This is a genomic window from Paenalcaligenes sp. DL 463 (assembly GCF_057475185.1).
Genome location: NZ_JBYBKX010000001.1, coordinates 1,016,967 through 1,032,901, shown reverse-complemented (window position 1 = coordinate 1,032,901; position 15,935 = coordinate 1,016,967). Strand labels below are relative to the sequence as shown.

Here is a 15,935-nt window from a genome sequence, read left to right as displayed (position 1 = left end):
ACTGTGCGTTACAAGCCAGTTGTTGCTTCCGTATTCGCCACGCACTCAAGTAGGGCTTCACCGTAAGCTTCAAGCTTGCGCACACCAATACCCGAGATACAACGCAAATCATCGGTAGTCTGCGGCACATCAATCGCGACCTGTCTTAGGGTAGCATCGTTGAAAATGATGAAAGCAGGTACCCCATGCTCTTTCGCAACCGTTGCTCTCCATTGGCGTAACAGTTGAAAACGCGCACGGGCATCAGAAGAAAGCTCGGGGTGTACGACCGCTTTGCGTTTCGGCTTACTCGCAACGGTGGCCTCGCGCCTGAACATCAAACTACGTTCGCCCTTTAATACCTCTCTGGAGGCCTCGGTTAGACTAATCGTGCCATAACCTTGGGTATCGATGCGTAGCAAATTTTGCGCCAGTAATTGGCGTAACACACCACGCCAACCTTGTTCGGTAATATCAGCCCCTACCCCAAACACAGATAACGTGTCGTGGCCGTATTCTTTGACCCTATCGCTTAATTTGCCACGCAAAATATCAATTAAATGCCCTGCGCCAAAACGTTGGCCTCGTTCTCGCCATAATCGATAGACGGCAGACATCAGCTTTTGCGCTGCTACCGTGCCATCCCACGACTCTGGAGGCTCTAAACAGGTATCGCAATTACCACAAGCCGTCATTTCTTGGCCAAAATAGGCCAGTAGCCCCTTACGGCGACAACTTACCGTTTCGCAGAGTCCCAACATGGCATCTAACTGTTGGCCTTGATTACGACGATGAAACTCTTCGGCCATCGAATCGTTAATCATACGGTGCAGTTGCATCACATCTTGTAACCCATAAGCCAACCAAGCGGTAGCTGGCTCGCCATCACGTCCGGCCCTTCCGGTTTCTTGGTAATAACCTTCAACCGATTTCGGAAGATCAATGTGTGCTACGAAACGCACATCTGGCTTATTAACCCCCATCCCAAACGCAATCGTCGCCACCATTACAACGCCTTCTTCGCGCAAAAATCGGGCTTGGTTTTGCGCGCGTAGCTCGGTGCTTAGACCTGCGTGATACGGCAACGCGTTGATACCCTCACGCACCAAATACGCTGCGGTGTCTTCCACACGAGCACGAGAAAGGCAGTACACAATGCCGCTGTCGTTGGGGTGTTCATCTTGGATAAGGCTAAGTAGTTGCCGTCTTAGCTCTTTCTTTTCGACAATTCGATAACAAATATTGGGGCGATCAAAGCTGGCCACAAAATGCGGCGCGTCTTGCAACGACAGCCGTTCGGCAATCTCGCGTTGTGTCTCGGCTGTGGCCGTTGCCGTTAGCGCAATTCGAGGAACATCAGGCCAGCGTTCGCTTAGATACGAGAGCCCTAAATATTCGGGCCTAAAATCGTGTCCCCATTGCGATACGCAGTGCGCTTCATCAATGGCAAACAAGGCAATGTCGGCACGTGACAGTAAGTCTAAACAACGATCGGTAAGTAACCGCTCGGGTGCCACGTACAACAAATCAAGCTCGCCAGCTAGCAATTCCTTTTCAACACGGCGAGATTCCTGCCAATCTTGCGTAGAATTTAAGTACGCCGCCTTGACCCCTAACTCGGTTAGAGCATCCACTTGATCTTGCATCAGCGCAATTAACGGTGAAATCACCACGCCCGTTCCTTTACGAACAAGCGCCGGAATTTGATAACACAACGATTTACCGCCACCCGTGGGCATCAAGACTAACGCATCCCCACCTTGAACAACATGCTCAATCACCTCGTGCTGGCTTCCCCTAAAGGATTCGTAGCCAAACACCTGTTGCAACATATCGAGTGAAGAAGTAGACATAAATAATTAAGGTAGAGGAACCGCAAGACGCAAGATCATATTGTAGTCACCATTATGTAGCTCGCGCTGCGCTTGTAAACCAACACGCAGATTAGGACTGTACCAGAACTGCTGACTAAGCCCCAACTGCTGCGTTGGTGCCCCAAACTGACTACGCTGGCTGCTAAAACGACCTTGCAAGGTACCCCACCGGCCTAGGCCCACATTCGCATCAATGGCTCTTTTCGCGCCCGTGCCCAGTGAACTTTGGCCGTAACGACTGAGATCCACAAAGTCCCCCTGATAGCGCTCACTTAACAGCGCCACGTTTAGAGAAGGGAGAACATCGGTGTCATAACGCATTTGGTAGCGCCAGCCGCTTCCGTAGGCATGCGATGCACGCGCCACACTGCTTGCCCAAGCGCCCCAGTCTTGCGTTTCATAGCGCGCACCAACGCCGCTGAGTTGCATGGAAGGAGCCGCTTCAACCAAGGCCTCAACCTGCATCTGCTGCGAAAGGTCGACATCGACCCATAAGCCGCCAGCGGTAGGCCCGTATTTTAGGTCGCCTTCGGCTACGCTGCCACCATGATCCAACGCCCCCACCGACAGGTTATATCGCCACGGGAAGCGTTCGCCATTATCACTAAAACGCTGCGAAAGCTGTATGCCCCCAACTTTGGGCGAATTCATCCATTCGGGCGAGCCCATGCTAGCATTTCCGATCAGTAAGTCAGTGTTTGCCAGCCCTTGATAGCGCCACGCATTACTGCCTAGCGCCCACTCTGACAATGCGCCACCACCGCTTTCAAGCTCAGGACTAGCCGTTAAACGTAACGATGCCATTTGCTTATGATTCACACTAAAGGGGCGCAACGACTGCCCGGCCCCTAAAAGACTGGTATTTAACGAGCCGCGTTTAGTGCCAACGGGTAGGGACTCAAAGGTGTGGCTGTACAACAAATCGTCGAACATGCCCGGAGCGGGTGGTAAACGCACGCCTTTGGAGGTACTAACGAGGTCAACACTGAAGCTTTGGGCAGGGGCTAAGCGCTCGATCCCTTGAGCATGAGCCACCATAAAAAAAGGCATCCATAATGCCATAGCGATGCCGCTAACCACCTTCGTCAGACTATCAAAGGCACACATCGAAAAGACCCCTAACCATTACTTTTTTGTCATCACGATGCACGCGTATCAAACATGGCTTCACCGGTCGCATCAAGCGAACGCTTAATGGCGGAATATTTCTCTAGCACGGCCGACTTATATACCACCCCAATAAGGCGCGGACTCTCGTCGGTGCTGAGCACAGGTAGGCGTTCGCCCTGAAAACTAACAAAGTAGCTTTGTGCCTCATCGAGGCTCATGGAGGCGGTTAAGGTCTTAACAAAATCCAGACGTATCACCTCACCCACGAGTTGCTCTTGAGCATCAGCATGATGAAGCAGTAAACGAGTCAGGTCTTGTTGCGCAATCACGCCTTGATACACGTTCTCTTCATCTACAACATACAGGTATTTGACGGGGTATTCCAAAAACATTTGTAACGCCTCGCTGACTTTAGCCGTTGTAGGGATAACGGTATCAGCGGGCCTTACTAACTGATTAATACGCATATTACGTAGAGTGTGCCGCAGACGTTCATCACGCTCGCGCACCAAAATAACATCGTACATCGAGACTTCAGCCAGCATTCTGGCCACAAAGTGAGCGATAACGCTAGCGACAATAAGAGGTAGCACCAACTGATAACTTAAGGTCATTTCAAAAATCATCAGAATCGCCATAAAGGGCGCACTGGTTGCCGCCCCTAGAAAAGCCCCCATACCCACCAAGGTGAATAAATAGCCCGCAATGCCAAGATCAGGAAATAAAAACAACAGTAAATGCCCATATAAGGCACCGAAAGCGGCGCCTACAAAAAGAGCTGGGGTAAAGACCCCTCCGATCGCACCAGACCCTACGGTAAGCGCCGTGGCTAACACCTTAGCAAACAGCATCGACACGATGGCATGAGCCGCCCACTGATCGTGTAGCAAAGACCACACCACGTTATAACCATTACCGGCGACGTCAGGCACCATGATCAAAAGAATGCCGAGAATAAAGCCACCCAATGCCAAACGCCCCCACAAGGGGAAGCCCGTTTTAGCAAACTGTTCTTTAGCCAAACTCATTAACTTAAGAAAACCCGGGGCAGCAATACCAATGATGCCGCCCAACAGAATGAAGGCCCAAATCTCAGGCCCTGCAATACGTTGGACATCCACCATTTCATAAAAAACGTGATAGTCACCCACCATGCGCATCGTAATATTGGCGGAGACGGCTGCAATTAATAGTGGCCCCAAACTTTGAATGCTTAAGGTCCCAAGCACGATTTCGGCAATGAAAATGGCTGCCGCCAAAGGCGTGCCGTACGCCGCCGCAACCCCTGCCGCCCCGCCACAAGCCACAAGCACGCGTAAGTGCGCTGTACCAATATAGATGAAGCGCCCCACCAGCGACGCGGCAAGTGAGGACAAATGCACCATCGCCCCTTCACGCCCAATCGAGCCACCTGAGGTCACCGTAAATAATGATGACAAGGAACGCAACAAGCCTTGCCTGAATGACATACGTCCATCACCAATGGCGACTGCTTCCATGTAATCAGAGGCAGCTTGGGTTTTCTTTCGACTCGCTAACCAAAGCAACAAGCCCGCAATGAGCCCGCCCACTGTGGGAAACAGTAATCGTCCGTACCAAGGTAAATCGCGGGTTACCTCGGAAATCTCCCCAGAGTGCCCCACAACAATTTTCTGAATAAGGTAGATCCCTTCATGGAAAAGGATCACTACCGCTGCACCTAACACGCCCATCAATGCCGCCCAACACAACATCGCCGGAGTGTCGGAGAGCCACTCCACCCCTTTTAAGCGACGTCGGAAAGACCTAATTGAGCGTTTCAGCATGTTTGTTTACCTACCTTTTATAGTCAGGCGGCAGCGGTGGTCGCGATAGACCAAACATTCCCCAATATACCCAAATGTTGAAAATAAACAGTATAGGAATCGCCACTACAGCGGCGGCAAGAATGATGCGCAACACAGTAACCGAGGCCGCGGCATCCCAAATCGTGATTTCATCAAGCACCAAAAAGGGGAAAAAACTAAACGCCAAACCTGCCAGCACGGCTAAAAACACAACAAGGGTCAGTAAAAATGGTAATGCCGTCGTGCGATAGCTACTGTTGATCATGCGTTGCAGACACATCTCTATCGAGACAAAGCAAAGCAGTAACATGCCCCACAGCAGGAGCACGAACACCCTGTTGAGCCCTTCGCTCCACTTCAGTAGCACCCCTGCATTGGCTAAGGCCAACACCACTGCAGCCCCAATAGCCCCGGCAGCAAACCAACGTACCGCCAAGCTACCCCAACGGACTGCCCGTGCTCGAAGCTCGCCGGCTTCGCGCATGATGAGCCAGCTCGCCCCTAACAGCACATAGGCCGCTACCGAACAGAATCCCATAAACACGCCAAACCACGAGTAACCCGCACCTTGGCTAAAACTTACCACTACTTTGGCTAATAACAACCCGTGTACAAACGCGGTGATCAGGGAACCGATGCCAAACGCGATCTGCCATTTCACTTGTAGCTCAGAGGGGGCTCGCAATCGCATTTCAAAACTAACGGATCGCAGCATGACCCCTAAAGCAAGACCACACAAAGGAAGGTATAGGCTTCCCATGACAGGCCCCCAAGCTTTAGGAAACGCCGTTACAAACAGCCCCATTCCTAAAAAAAGCCAATACTCGTTCGCATCACGCCATGGACTAAGCAATGACAACATACGAGGACGCAAAGATTCAGGGGCGACTAAAGACAAGCACCCTACGCCAATATCGAAACCGTCTAAAACAGTGCCTGCTGCAATCACTAAAAAGAAGCAGGCCAAAAACAATAGCGGCATCCAAAACTCGGGATCGTAAGCCCCCAAACCCACTGCGTTTGCCAATGCATTAATCATGCGCGCCCCCTTCTACGAGCTACCGGAACAACGCCATAACGAGCCACGTACCTTACCAACATAAAAAAACCGGCCAAGCAAAAGGTATACACAATAGAGTACGCGATGATGCCGGCAATGACCTGATTCACCGAATGGTTGGCAAACACCTCGCTAATCGTCACGGTGCCTTGCACCACATAGGGAAGCGAGCCAAACAGCTGAAAGGCCAAGCCCGCTACCAACAACAACCATCCGGCACATGACTGAAACGCAAGATAATGACGCCAGCGCAAAGACAAGGCCGCAGCATCATAGTGCTGGGTAGACACCTTCCACAAACTCAACGAAGCGCTGATCAATATGACGATGCCAAGGATGACTGCCAACCGAAAAGCAAAGAAGGTCAGAAACACGGGTGGCAACATGCCAGCGGCCTGATCTAAGCCGATGAGCTGTCCATCAACGTCGCGAGATAACCACATGGCCCCCGCCTGACTCCAGCTAATTTCGAAAAGATTACGTAAGTCGGCACTAAACGGCACCGCAAACCAAACGAAGCGAGACACCTCGCCCGAAATCCAGTAACCAGCGGCGGCAGCGGCCTTAATCGGCTGATACTGCGCAACCATTAAGCCATTTCCGATCACCGCACCACCTAGCAGCAGCAGGCTGACAATTAGCACCCAGAGGGCTAATCTAAAAACACGTCGCTCACTTTCATCCGAAGGGCGACGCAATGCCTTGGCGGCCGTCACGCCTGCTACAAAGCACGACGCCACGACCATACTCAACAATAAAAACTGAGCTAAATACCACCCAAAGGCGGGGTTGAGCAAAACAGCAGACCAGCTTTGCACCACGTATGCACCGTCTACCAGCTCGGCCCCATGCGGCACGTGCATCCATGACACCAACGCAACAAAGCACATTGCCGTAAAGATATTGCCCACAGCCACCAGCAAGACCACCAAAGTATGTAGCCACGAAGGCATACTTCGGTAGCCAAATAGCATCGCCCCTAGAAAACACGATTTAAAAACGAATACACTTAGCATCCCCACCGTGAGGATAGGGCCAGATACCTCGCCGATTTTCGCGATTAAATCAGGCCATGTACTGCCCAACTGAATCAGTACGGGTAGGCTAGAGGCAAAGCTGAGGATAAAGGCCAATGCAAACACCCGCACCCAAAAACGGTAGGCTGAGACCCATACCGAATGCGGTCCTGACATTGCACGGATGCGATACAGCAACAACAACCACGATAGACCAAGCTGCATGGAGAAGAAAATCAACATGAAACTTAAGCTACCGAAAAATTGTAGCTGTGATAACCAAAGGGCAGAATACGTCATAATGATCGCTAGTTTAGAGCTTGTTTGTTATTTCTGCTTATAAAATCAGAACATGGCAAAATGAGCTATTCGCACCATTTCTTTTATTTGTAATATTACGTATGACCACTGAATCTACCACGGCTCCTGTTTCGAATTTTTTACGCACCATCATCGACCAAGATCTAAAGGCTCAACGTCATGCGTCCAAGCGGTGGGCGGGTACTCCCGGCCCAGCCAACATACAGAATAAAGGCGAGTTCGATACCGCCCAAGTCAGAACACGTTTTCCACCCGAGCCCAACGGCTACCTTCATATCGGTCATGCTAAAAGCATCTGTTTAAACTTTGGCCTAGCGCGCGATTACAACGGTGCGTGCCATTTACGCTTCGACGATACTAACCCCGAAAAAGAAGAACAAGAGTACGTCGATGCCATTATTGACATGGTGCAGTGGCTAGGCTTCGACTGGAAATACCAAAACGAAGACAACTTGTACTTTGCCAGTGATTACTTCGGCTTTATGTACGAGTTTGCGCAGGCCTTAATTTCCGCCGACTTGGCCTACGTCGACGAGCAAAACGCTGAACAAATGCGTGAAAACCGGGGCACCTTAACCTCAGCGGGTGTGAACTCACCATGGCGTAATCGCCCCGTTGAAGAGTCGTCGCGCCTTCTCGCCGAAATGCGAGATGGCCTTCACCCCGACGGCAGCATGGCCTTACGCGCAAAAATTGACATGGGCTCGCCTAATATTAATATGCGCGACCCCGTCTTATATCGCATTCGTCATGCAACACATCATCGTACCGGAGATGCTTGGTGCATTTATCCTATGTACAGCTGGGCGCACCCGGTTGAAGATGCCCTAGAAGGCATTACTCACAGTATTTGTACGCTAGAGTTTGAAGACCAACGCCCATTTTACAACTGGATTCTCGAACACTTACGAGACCTAGGCTTTCTTAACGACCCCTTACCCCAACAATACGAGTTTGCGCGTTTGTACTTAAGTTATGTCGTAACGAGTAAGCGCAAACTACGTCAACTGGTGGTTGAAAATCACGTTGATGGCTGGGACGACCCTCGCTTACCCACCTTAGCAGGCCTACGTCGCCGTGGCTACACGCCCGAATCCATCCGTTTATTTTGTGATCGAATCGGCGTGTCGAAAGCCGACTCTCGTATCGACTACAGCATACTAGAACAAGCCTTACGTGATGACCTTGACCCTAAGGCACCACGAAGCGTGGCAGTACTTGATCCCATCAAACTGATCATTACCAATTACCCTGAAGGACAAAGCGAGGCGTGCTCTGCACCCATCAATCCGCATAACCCAGAAGCCGGTCGCCGCGAATTTCCGTTCAGCCGCGAACTCTGGATCGAGCGTGACGATTTCCGCGAAGTACCCGAAAAGCGCTACTTCCGTCTCTTCCCCGACAATTTGGTTCGCCTGAAGTACGGCTATGTGGTGAAATGCACCGGTTTCGTTAAAGACGCCGATGGCAATGTCACCGAGGTACATGCCGAATACCTTCCTGACACCAAAAGCGGCACCCCCGGTGCTGATTCGGTCAAAGTAAAAGGCAACATCACGTGGATAAGCGTTCCGCACGCTGTCGCAGCAGAAGTCCGTCTTTACGATCGTTTATTTAGTGACGCGCACCCTGACGTCGGTGATAAAGACTTCCTCAGCTTAATCAACCCTAATTCACTCAGTGTTGTGCAGGCATGGGTAGAGCCCGGATTAAAGGCCGAGCCTGGTGCTCACTGGCAATTTGAGCGTTTAGGGTATTTCGTGGCCGATCGTATCGAGTCCACCCCTGAAAAACCCGTACTCAACCGCAGTACGACACTTCGCGACACTTGGATCTAATAACTCGTGGGGCATACGCCTCACCCTTTTATACAAAGCCATATTGTGAACCAATCTAGCCCGCGTAAAGGCCCACAGGCCTTAGACTTTAAAAGCGCCACGCTCTACACCGTACGCTTGGTCTTACATAGTAGTGATACCGCTGAACTCGTCGACGCCCTTGCACAACGTATGAAAGATGCAGGCTCGTTCTTTGAGAACGAACCCGTGGTGATTGATGCCAGCCACATCGAATCCCCTATCGATTGGGCTGTGCTGTTAGAAGCCTTAACAACACACAAACTAAATCCTGTTGGTGTTGTTGCTGAAAACGCGATACTCGACAGCGCCTTAGAGGCTGGTCTGCTCGAAGTGGATGTGTCCAGTGCGCCCTCTCGACCAGCAAGCCCCACGGTGGCCGAGGCAGACATGCCCACCCTGGCCTCCTCTGCCGACGTTCAAAGCAAGCCAACACCCATTGAAAACACCCCTCGAGTGACAACCACAGTGGCACCCGCCGCAATGGTCGTTAACCGGCAATTACGTTCTGGCCAACGTATTTACGCCCGCGATACCGACTTAGTCATTATCGGCGTCGTAGGCCAAGGGGCCGAAGTGATCGCCGACGGGAACATTCACGTCTATGGCCCGCTTCGGGGTAAAGCCATGGCAGGAGCCCGAGGTGACACCAGCGCTCGAATTTTCACCACCGAGCTTGACCCCGAACTCATTGCCATTGCAGGCGTGTACCGCGTTATTGAAGATACGCTAGACGATTCATTACACAAAAAAACGACGGTGATTCAGCTTGACGATGACAATTTGAACATTCGTGCGCTTTCTTAACGTTTTTTAACAAGCGCAGTGACCGAGGTAGGTACACTGCTCTCTGTATAAAAAACGTAAATAGGCGTAGTTTGGTACAGTAATGTGTAATATCTTCGTTAAAATAAACGGCTATATGCAATGACTTTCAAAGTCACCATCACGTACCATGGGCTAAGCGTGCCATATAAACAGACCGATAAAACTTAAGGAAAAAATTTGTCATGACGCGAATTGTAGTGGTGACATCAGGCAAAGGTGGCGTAGGTAAAACAACCACTAGCGCCAGCTTTGCAGCTGGGCTTGCCATGCGGGGCCATAAAACAGTAGTAATCGACTTTGATGTAGGCTTACGTAATCTTGATTTAATCATGGGTTGTGAACGTCGAGTTGTGTACGACTTTGTGAACGTCATTCAAGGCGAAGCCAGTTTAAATCAAGCCTTAATACGCGATAAACAGCTTGAAAACCTGTATATTTTGCCTGCCTCACAAACGCGTGACAAAGATGCCCTCACTCGCGAAGAAGTGGGTAAAGTCATTGAAGACCTTAAAGCCATGGACTTTGAGTACATCGTCTGCGATTCCCCCGCTGGAATCGAGACTGGTGCACTCATGGCTTCATACTTTGCTGATGACGCTTTGGTGGTAACCAACCCCGAGGTATCCTCCGTACGCGATTCGGATCGTATTCTCGGCATTCTTTCAGCGAAGTCACAACGCGCTGAAAAAAGCGACACGCCCATCAAAGAATACTTACTGCTAACACGTTACAGCGCAAAACGTGTTGCCGATGGCGAGATGCTGTCGCTGCAAGACGTAGAAGACATTTTGCGTATTAAGCTCATCGGGGTGATTCCTGAGTCTGATGTTGTGCTCCAAGCGTCTAATCAAGGCTTACCTGTTATTCACATCCGCGACACTGATGTTTCCGCCGCCTACCAAGACGTCGTTGACCGCTATCTAGGTGAAGAAAAACCCTTACGCTTCGTTGATTACGCCAAACCGGGTCTGTTCAAGCGCATTTTCGGAGGAAAGTAATATGTCTTTCCTATCATTCCTTCTGGGAAATAAAAAAACCTCTGCAACCGTTGCTAAAGATCGCTTGCAGCTCATTTTGATTAACGAACGGGGTCATGGTGGCGTTACACCCGACTACCTGCCCCGTTTGCAAAAAGAACTGATTGAAGTAATTTCACGCTATGTCGCCATCAATCCTGATGACATTCGGGTGAATTTAGAACGTCAGGACTCGTTAGAAGTGCTAGAGGTAAAAATTGAAATGCCTCAGCCCGACGGTGACACCAGCAAGTAAGTAGTACCGTTCAAACTGTTATTCCCTTAGGGCGATAACACAATGCAAAAAGCGCTCGTTCACCGAGCGCTTTTTTAATATCCTTATCGCTTCTCTCATCAAAAAACCTCTTCGATTGAAGAGGCTTAATGACGATCACATCGCTAATCAAAGCCTGTAAGCGGATTATCGATTTTTCCCAACTTGATCCCCAATCACACCACCGATCGCTGCGCCACCGACTGTACCCAGTACGCCGCCACCTGTGACTACAGCCCCAGCTACACCGCCTAGACCAGCGCCCGTAACCGTACTTTTTTGGCGATGACTCATGGAATCCCAGGATGAACACCCAGCCATTACGATAACCAATGCACTCGTAACGCCTAGCTTGGCAATACTTTTAATTTTCATGAAATGCTCCTTAATGACGCAATGAATATCTATAGCTTAACGGACGAAAGAGCCCTAGACACCGAACCACTTCTTGCAAGGTGTGAGTCAACGAAACATTTGTAAGCTGAAGGCTATTTAATCAAAGGAAGTATGCTTTTAAAGTTCGGGTTAGCGGGCGTTTCTAACCATTCAAAAAATGCCATCTCGATGGTGACTGCCTCTAAGCCGTGATGACGCCACCGTTCAAGGGCTGCCTGCTTACTGGACTCTAGCCTTGAAGCAATACCATCCACCACCAGCACAGGGCTATAGCCCGCCTGAGCTAAGCTAAGACCGGTCTGTAACACGCAGATATGGGCCTCGGCACCAATTAACAACACTTGATGCCGCTTTGCGGGCAAACTTTCTAACACGGCCGCTTCTCGCGTAGCGTCAAAGTGCTGTTTAGCAATGACCGTGCCCATCAAATCTCGTAAATCAGGGTGGGTACTACCTATTTTTTCAGGCCAATGCTCGGTCGCCACAATCGGCACCGAGCACGCATTCGCACCGGCTAAAAAGCGTTGTACACGTTGTACCAGAGCCTCGTGATCGCTAATAGCAGGCAGTAGTTTCGTTTGTAAGTCGATCGCCAACACTAAACTTTGATGTGCTGTTAACAACGCCATAACCTTATATCCTTTACTTAAGTGCCTTATAACGTATACGACGAGGTTTTGCTGCCTCTTCACCTAAACGACGGCGCTTATCCTCTTCGTACTCTTGGTAGTTTCCATCGAAAAATTCAACGTGCGAATCGCCTTCAAAGGCTAAGATATGCGTCGCGATACGGTCTAAAAACCAGCGATCATGACTGATCACCATCACCGATCCTGCGAACTCAAGCAAGGCATCTTCAAGCGCTCTTAAGGTTTCTACGTCAAGGTCATTAGAAGGTTCGTCAAGCAGCAGCATATTACCGCCGGAGATCAGCGTCTTTGCTAAATGCAAACGCCCCCGCTCACCGCCGGATAACTCGCCCACGATCTTATTCTGATCTGAACCGCGGAAGTTAAACCGCCCGATATAAGCACGTGAAGGCATCTCAAAGCGCCCCACCGTTAACACGTCGGCCCCGTCCGCAATGCTTTCGAACACGCTTTTATCGTTGGGCAACGAATCGCGTGACTGATCAACATACGCTACGTTAACGGTTTGACCAATCTCGACAGAACCCGAATCGGGTTGCTCCTCGCCAGCAATCATACGGAACAGTGTGGATTTACCCGCACCGTTAGGACCGATGATACCGACGATCGCACCAGGCGGGATCTTGAAGCTTAGGTCATCAATAAGCAAGCGATCACCAAAAGCCTTGCTCACGTTTTTAAACTCAATAACTTCGTTACCCAAGCGCTCGGACACGGGAATAAAAATCTCCTGTGTTTCATTACGTTTTTGGTACTCATGTGAAGAGAGCTCTTCAAAGCGATTTAAACGCGCTTTGGACTTGGCCTGTCTGCCCTTAGGGTTTTGGCGTACCCACTCAAGCTCTTTTTTAATCGTGCGTTGGCGAGCGGACTCAGACGACTCTTCTTGCTGGAGACGATTATCTTTTTGCTCTAACCATGAACTGTAGTTACCTTTCCACGGTATACCGTGCCCACGATCTAGCTCAAGTATCCATTCGGCAGCGTTATCCAAGAAATAGCGATCGTGCGTCACCGCCACGACCGTACCGGGAAACTTGCTTAAGAACTGCTCTAGCCAATGTACGCTTTCTGCATCCAAGTGGTTAGTGGGCTCGTCAAGCAAAAGCATATCGGGTTTAGCCAACAACAACTGGCATAGCGCGACTCGACGCTTCTCACCACCCGATAGATTTCCAATAACGGCATCCCAGGGCGGCAACCGTAAAGCGTCCGCTGCAATTTCCATCTGGGTTCCGATGTCATCCGCACCGCTTGTAGCGGCTGCAGCAATCACGGCCTCGAGTTCAGCTTGTTCAGCCGCCAGCGCATCGAAATCGGCGTCGGGCTCAGCGTACTCCATGTACACCTGATCTAAGCGTTGCTTTGCCGCAAACACATCGCCTAAGCCAGCCTCGACTTCTTGGCGCACCGTATTTTCAGGATTCAACTGTGGCTCTTGTGGCAAGTAGCCAATATTCAAGCCAGGCATCGGAATGGCTTCGCCTTCGATTTCCTTATCAACGCCTGCCATGATCTTCAGAAGCGTTGATTTTCCTGAACCGTTCAAACCAAGCACACCAATTTTTGCACCCGGAAAAAACGACAGCGAAATGTCACGCAAAATTTGCCGCTTCGGCGGAACAATTTTGCCAACTCTATTCATTGTGTAAACGTATTGAGCCATATATACCTGAACAAGAAAAAAACGCGTAATTGCAATGCACTGATTGTAGGCCAGCGCCTGCCTGATAACGAACTATCCAAGTGTTAATACATCAAATTTGCCGTTATCTGTCAAAGGATGCCCTCAGATGTACAACACTCGTTAAAATAGCAGCATATTAACGACTTCCTGCCTTGAAAACAGATCATGCCTCAGCCTTTAGTATTTACCAGCGACGAACTTGAACTGCTCGCTCGCACCGCCGATGCCCTTAGTGCCTACTTAGGCAAACCCGTGTTAGCTGAAGTGGTGGACGCCAGCGAGACCGGCTTTGAATGGGTGATTTTCGCTATCCCTTTAGCCGTTGATGACGATGATGATGAAATCACCGTTGTGCAAGTCGGTGGCGCAAAGGCCAGACTGCTTGGCAGCCAAGGCGGCCTACATATCGCCGAAAATGAAACCTATTCGTGCCAGCTTCTGTGGGCAGTCCAACTTTCTGATACTGAAAATATACGGTATATCAAGTTGGATGATCAAGGCGATGACGTCGCTTGGAGCAACGAGCTAAGCGACATTTTGCCCTTCCAGATTGACGGCGACGTATACGGTGACGACGAGGAAACAGATTCGTCTGTAGACCCCATACAGCTACAACCCAACCCTAAACCGGACACCCTACATTAAGCGTTGACGTGTGTGCGCATCCGGTCACGTAGATATAGCACGATGCCTAAGGGCCACATGGCTACCACTAATAATGTGGGCCCCCAGCCATGTAACTCGTAACCCGAAGGCGGTAAAAGCTTGCTATGACGCATATGCAGCATAAAACGCGTATACCGAGCAGCGGCCATAAAGAAAGCCTTAGGTCGGTACTTGAACCACGGTAAACAATTCATGACAGTGTCATGGGCCAACAGCCATAACCCCAAAACATGCTGTTGGCTGTTGTCGCGCCCTTGCACAGATAAGGAGTCGGGGCTTTCGTAATAAACCCGATACACTTGATTCACAAAGCGCGTTAAGTATCCCGCTCGCGCGATGGCCCGCCACACGATGCTTTCAGGCACAAAACCATCAATTTGCTCAGGAAATGGAAACTGTCTTAGCACGGCGGTACTAAGACAACCGAATTTCTCTCCTTTTACTGAATACTTAAAGTTCAGGTCTAAGGAACTTGCATCAAACTGCTCATAAGGGTAGAGATCGCCCACGACCTTGCCATTCGGTCGTTGGCATAAACCCGTGACAGCAACATAGTTATGCCGATTTATTTGGGGAATATCTCGCCAAGCCCCTGCCATTTGCTCAAGCGCATTCGGCTCTAACGTATCATCACTATCTAAGGCGACCACAAGCTCACCTTGCGCGAGTCGTACCCCATGATTAAACGCTGTCTTTTTATGTTGATTTTCTTGCCATTGATAAACGATGGGAAAACTGGCTTCTTGCTGCCAACGGCTAATTAACTCACGCGTGTGATCGGTAGACCCATCGTCAATCACAATCCATTCAAAATCTTGGAAGCTTTGCGCGCAAAGCGAGCGGTACGTGCGTTCTAACGTAGTAGCTCGGTTATACGAGGGCGTCAGAACCGTAAACTGGTATTGCCACGAGTACGGGAAGTCGACTGGTTTCATCATCGCTATTTACCTCACGCTGACACAGTAAGCTGCACAACCTACGCTTTAATTCTACGCCTTCTGACTACCATCAACTTCTACCCCTCTACCTTACACGCAAAAAAAACCACAGCATAATTTGCTGTGGTTTTTTACGTTAGCTAACGCTACGTAACGCGCTTTAGTGAAAGAACTGCTTCACTATAGGCAACGCTCGTATACGCTTAAGCGCGTTTTACTTTCTCAAGCATTTTGAAAACGCTTTTAGGCGAACGCACGTAAAGACGTTTAAATGCTTTGCCTAAGCAACGACGCTCTAGCGTATTGCGGCTTGTGCGTTTGATTTCTGCCATGGTGTTCTCCGAATTCTACATTTGGGCTGGCAGCCCACGTAATTGAGGCTACCATAAAAGACAATCTAAAATTCTACCGTAAACCGAGCTAAGATACAAAAAGTCA

General features: G+C 50.0%; 15 protein-coding genes. 5 read left to right on the top strand and 10 right to left on the bottom strand.

Annotated features, from left to right (window positions below; all coding sequences use genetic code 11):
- Positions 1-8: 8 nt before the first annotated feature.
- The 5 genes from recQ to AC2UZI_RS04750 are packed head-to-tail and all read right to left on the bottom strand — an operon-like array spanning position 9 to position 7,165.
- Positions 9-1,832 carry a DNA helicase RecQ gene (gene recQ, locus AC2UZI_RS04770; RefSeq protein WP_486942674.1) on the bottom strand — a complete coding sequence of 608 codons (1,824 nt, stop codon included), beginning with the start codon at positions 1,830-1,832 and terminating at the stop codon, positions 9-11.
- A gap of 6 nt (positions 1,833-1,838) precedes the next feature.
- The gene (locus AC2UZI_RS04765; protein ID WP_486942673.1) at positions 1,839-2,960 is read right to left on the bottom strand and encodes a fimbria/pilus outer membrane usher protein; all 1,122 of its coding nucleotides are present in this window, start codon (positions 2,958-2,960) and stop codon (positions 1,839-1,841) included.
- A gap of 32 nt (positions 2,961-2,992) precedes the next feature.
- On the bottom strand, positions 2,993-4,768 hold the full coding sequence (locus AC2UZI_RS04760) for a ClcB-like voltage-gated chloride channel protein (RefSeq protein WP_486942672.1): 1,776 nt from the start codon (positions 4,766-4,768) through the stop codon (positions 2,993-2,995).
- 10 nt (positions 4,769-4,778) lie between these two features.
- Positions 4,779-5,828 carry a cytochrome d ubiquinol oxidase subunit II gene (locus AC2UZI_RS04755; protein ID WP_486942671.1) on the bottom strand — a complete coding sequence of 350 codons (1,050 nt, stop codon included), beginning with the start codon at positions 5,826-5,828 and terminating at the stop codon, positions 4,779-4,781.
- Complete coding sequence (locus AC2UZI_RS04750; protein WP_486942670.1) at positions 5,825-7,165, bottom strand: cytochrome ubiquinol oxidase subunit I; 1,341 nt, start codon at positions 7,163-7,165, stop codon at positions 5,825-5,827. The genes AC2UZI_RS04755 and AC2UZI_RS04750 overlap by 4 nt, the downstream gene beginning before the upstream one ends.
- A 101-nt stretch (positions 7,166-7,266) precedes the next feature.
- On the opposite strand from AC2UZI_RS04750, the gene AC2UZI_RS04745 reads away from it, so the two are divergent.
- The 4 genes from AC2UZI_RS04745 (at position 7,267) to minE (ending at position 11,142) form a co-directional block, all read left to right on the top strand.
- Positions 7,267-9,024 (top strand): glutamine--tRNA ligase/YqeY domain fusion protein, encoded by a 1,758-nt coding sequence (locus AC2UZI_RS04745; RefSeq protein ID WP_486942669.1) that lies wholly within the window; start codon positions 7,267-7,269, stop codon positions 9,022-9,024.
- A gap of 45 nt (positions 9,025-9,069) precedes the next feature.
- Positions 9,070-9,849: a septum site-determining protein MinC gene (minC, locus tag AC2UZI_RS04740; protein ID WP_486942668.1), complete on the top strand. Its 780-nt coding sequence runs from the start codon at positions 9,070-9,072 to the stop codon at positions 9,847-9,849.
- Between the two features lie 203 nt (positions 9,850-10,052).
- On the top strand, positions 10,053-10,868 hold the full coding sequence (gene minD / locus AC2UZI_RS04735; RefSeq protein WP_486942667.1) for a septum site-determining protein MinD: 816 nt from the start codon (positions 10,053-10,055) through the stop codon (positions 10,866-10,868).
- 1 nt (position 10,869) lies between these two features.
- Positions 10,870-11,142 carry a cell division topological specificity factor MinE gene (minE, locus tag AC2UZI_RS04730; RefSeq protein ID WP_486942666.1) on the top strand — a complete coding sequence of 91 codons (273 nt, stop codon included), beginning with the start codon at positions 10,870-10,872 and terminating at the stop codon, positions 11,140-11,142.
- Between the two features lie 165 nt (positions 11,143-11,307).
- On the opposite strand, the gene AC2UZI_RS04725 is transcribed toward minE, so the two are convergent.
- The 3 genes from AC2UZI_RS04725 to ettA all read right to left on the bottom strand — a co-directional run bounded on the left by AC2UZI_RS04725 (position 11,308) and on the right by ettA (position 13,872).
- The gene (locus AC2UZI_RS04725; protein ID WP_486942665.1) at positions 11,308-11,535 is read right to left on the bottom strand and encodes a YMGG-like glycine zipper-containing protein; all 228 of its coding nucleotides are present in this window, start codon (positions 11,533-11,535) and stop codon (positions 11,308-11,310) included.
- 113 nt (positions 11,536-11,648) lie between these two features.
- Positions 11,649-12,185, bottom strand: a complete 537-nt coding sequence (locus AC2UZI_RS04720) for an isochorismatase family protein (RefSeq protein ID WP_486942664.1) — start codon at positions 12,183-12,185, stop codon at positions 11,649-11,651.
- A 13-nt stretch (positions 12,186-12,198) separates the two neighbouring features.
- Positions 12,199-13,872: an energy-dependent translational throttle protein EttA gene (gene ettA, locus AC2UZI_RS04715; protein ID WP_486942663.1), complete on the bottom strand. Its 1,674-nt coding sequence runs from the start codon at positions 13,870-13,872 to the stop codon at positions 12,199-12,201.
- A gap of 186 nt (positions 13,873-14,058) precedes the next feature.
- On the opposite strand from ettA, the gene AC2UZI_RS04710 reads away from it, so the two are divergent.
- The gene (locus AC2UZI_RS04710) at positions 14,059-14,538 is read left to right on the top strand and encodes a hypothetical protein (RefSeq protein ID WP_486942662.1); all 480 of its coding nucleotides are present in this window, start codon (positions 14,059-14,061) and stop codon (positions 14,536-14,538) included.
- Here the strand turns inward: AC2UZI_RS04710 and AC2UZI_RS04705 are convergent.
- Positions 14,535-15,497, bottom strand: a complete 963-nt coding sequence (locus AC2UZI_RS04705; protein ID WP_486942661.1) for a glycosyltransferase family 2 protein — start codon at positions 15,495-15,497, stop codon at positions 14,535-14,537. The two genes, AC2UZI_RS04710 and AC2UZI_RS04705, sit on opposite strands and share 4 nt — an antisense overlap.
- Positions 15,498-15,700: 203 nt before the next feature.
- Positions 15,701-15,829: a hypothetical protein gene (locus AC2UZI_RS04700; RefSeq protein ID WP_486942660.1), complete on the bottom strand. Its 129-nt coding sequence runs from the start codon at positions 15,827-15,829 to the stop codon at positions 15,701-15,703.
- Positions 15,830-15,935 lie beyond the last annotated feature (106 nt).

What these genes read in the sequence shown, in the direction of transcription:
- recQ (WP_486942674.1), bottom strand. Translation starts at nt 1,832, where the DNA reads ATGTCTACTTCTTCACTCGATATGTTGCAACAGGTGTTTGGCTACGAA.
- AC2UZI_RS04765 (WP_486942673.1), bottom strand. Translation starts at nt 2,960, where the DNA reads ATGTGTGCCTTTGATAGTCTGACGAAGGTGGTTAGCGGCATCGCTATG.
- AC2UZI_RS04760 (WP_486942672.1), bottom strand. Translation starts at nt 4,768, where the DNA reads ATGCTGAAACGCTCAATTAGGTCTTTCCGACGTCGCTTAAAAGGGGTG.
- AC2UZI_RS04755 (WP_486942671.1), bottom strand. Translation starts at nt 5,828, where the DNA reads ATGATTAATGCATTGGCAAACGCAGTGGGTTTGGGGGCTTACGATCCC.
- AC2UZI_RS04750 (WP_486942670.1), bottom strand. Translation starts at nt 7,165, where the DNA reads ATGACGTATTCTGCCCTTTGGTTATCACAGCTACAATTTTTCGGTAGC.
- AC2UZI_RS04745 (WP_486942669.1), top strand. Translation starts at nt 7,267, where the DNA reads ATGACCACTGAATCTACCACGGCTCCTGTTTCGAATTTTTTACGCACC.
- minD (WP_486942667.1), top strand. Translation starts at nt 10,053, where the DNA reads ATGACGCGAATTGTAGTGGTGACATCAGGCAAAGGTGGCGTAGGTAAA.
- minE (WP_486942666.1), top strand. Translation starts at nt 10,870, where the DNA reads ATGTCTTTCCTATCATTCCTTCTGGGAAATAAAAAAACCTCTGCAACC.
- AC2UZI_RS04725 (WP_486942665.1), bottom strand. Translation starts at nt 11,535, where the DNA reads ATGAAAATTAAAAGTATTGCCAAGCTAGGCGTTACGAGTGCATTGGTT.
- AC2UZI_RS04720 (WP_486942664.1), bottom strand. Translation starts at nt 12,185, where the DNA reads ATGGCGTTGTTAACAGCACATCAAAGTTTAGTGTTGGCGATCGACTTA.
- ettA (WP_486942663.1), bottom strand. Translation starts at nt 13,872, where the DNA reads ATGGCTCAATACGTTTACACAATGAATAGAGTTGGCAAAATTGTTCCG.
- AC2UZI_RS04710 (WP_486942662.1), top strand. Translation starts at nt 14,059, where the DNA reads ATGCCTCAGCCTTTAGTATTTACCAGCGACGAACTTGAACTGCTCGCT.
- AC2UZI_RS04705 (WP_486942661.1), bottom strand. Translation starts at nt 15,497, where the DNA reads ATGATGAAACCAGTCGACTTCCCGTACTCGTGGCAATACCAGTTTACG.
- AC2UZI_RS04700 (WP_486942660.1), bottom strand. Translation starts at nt 15,829, where the DNA reads ATGGCAGAAATCAAACGCACAAGCCGCAATACGCTAGAGCGTCGTTGC.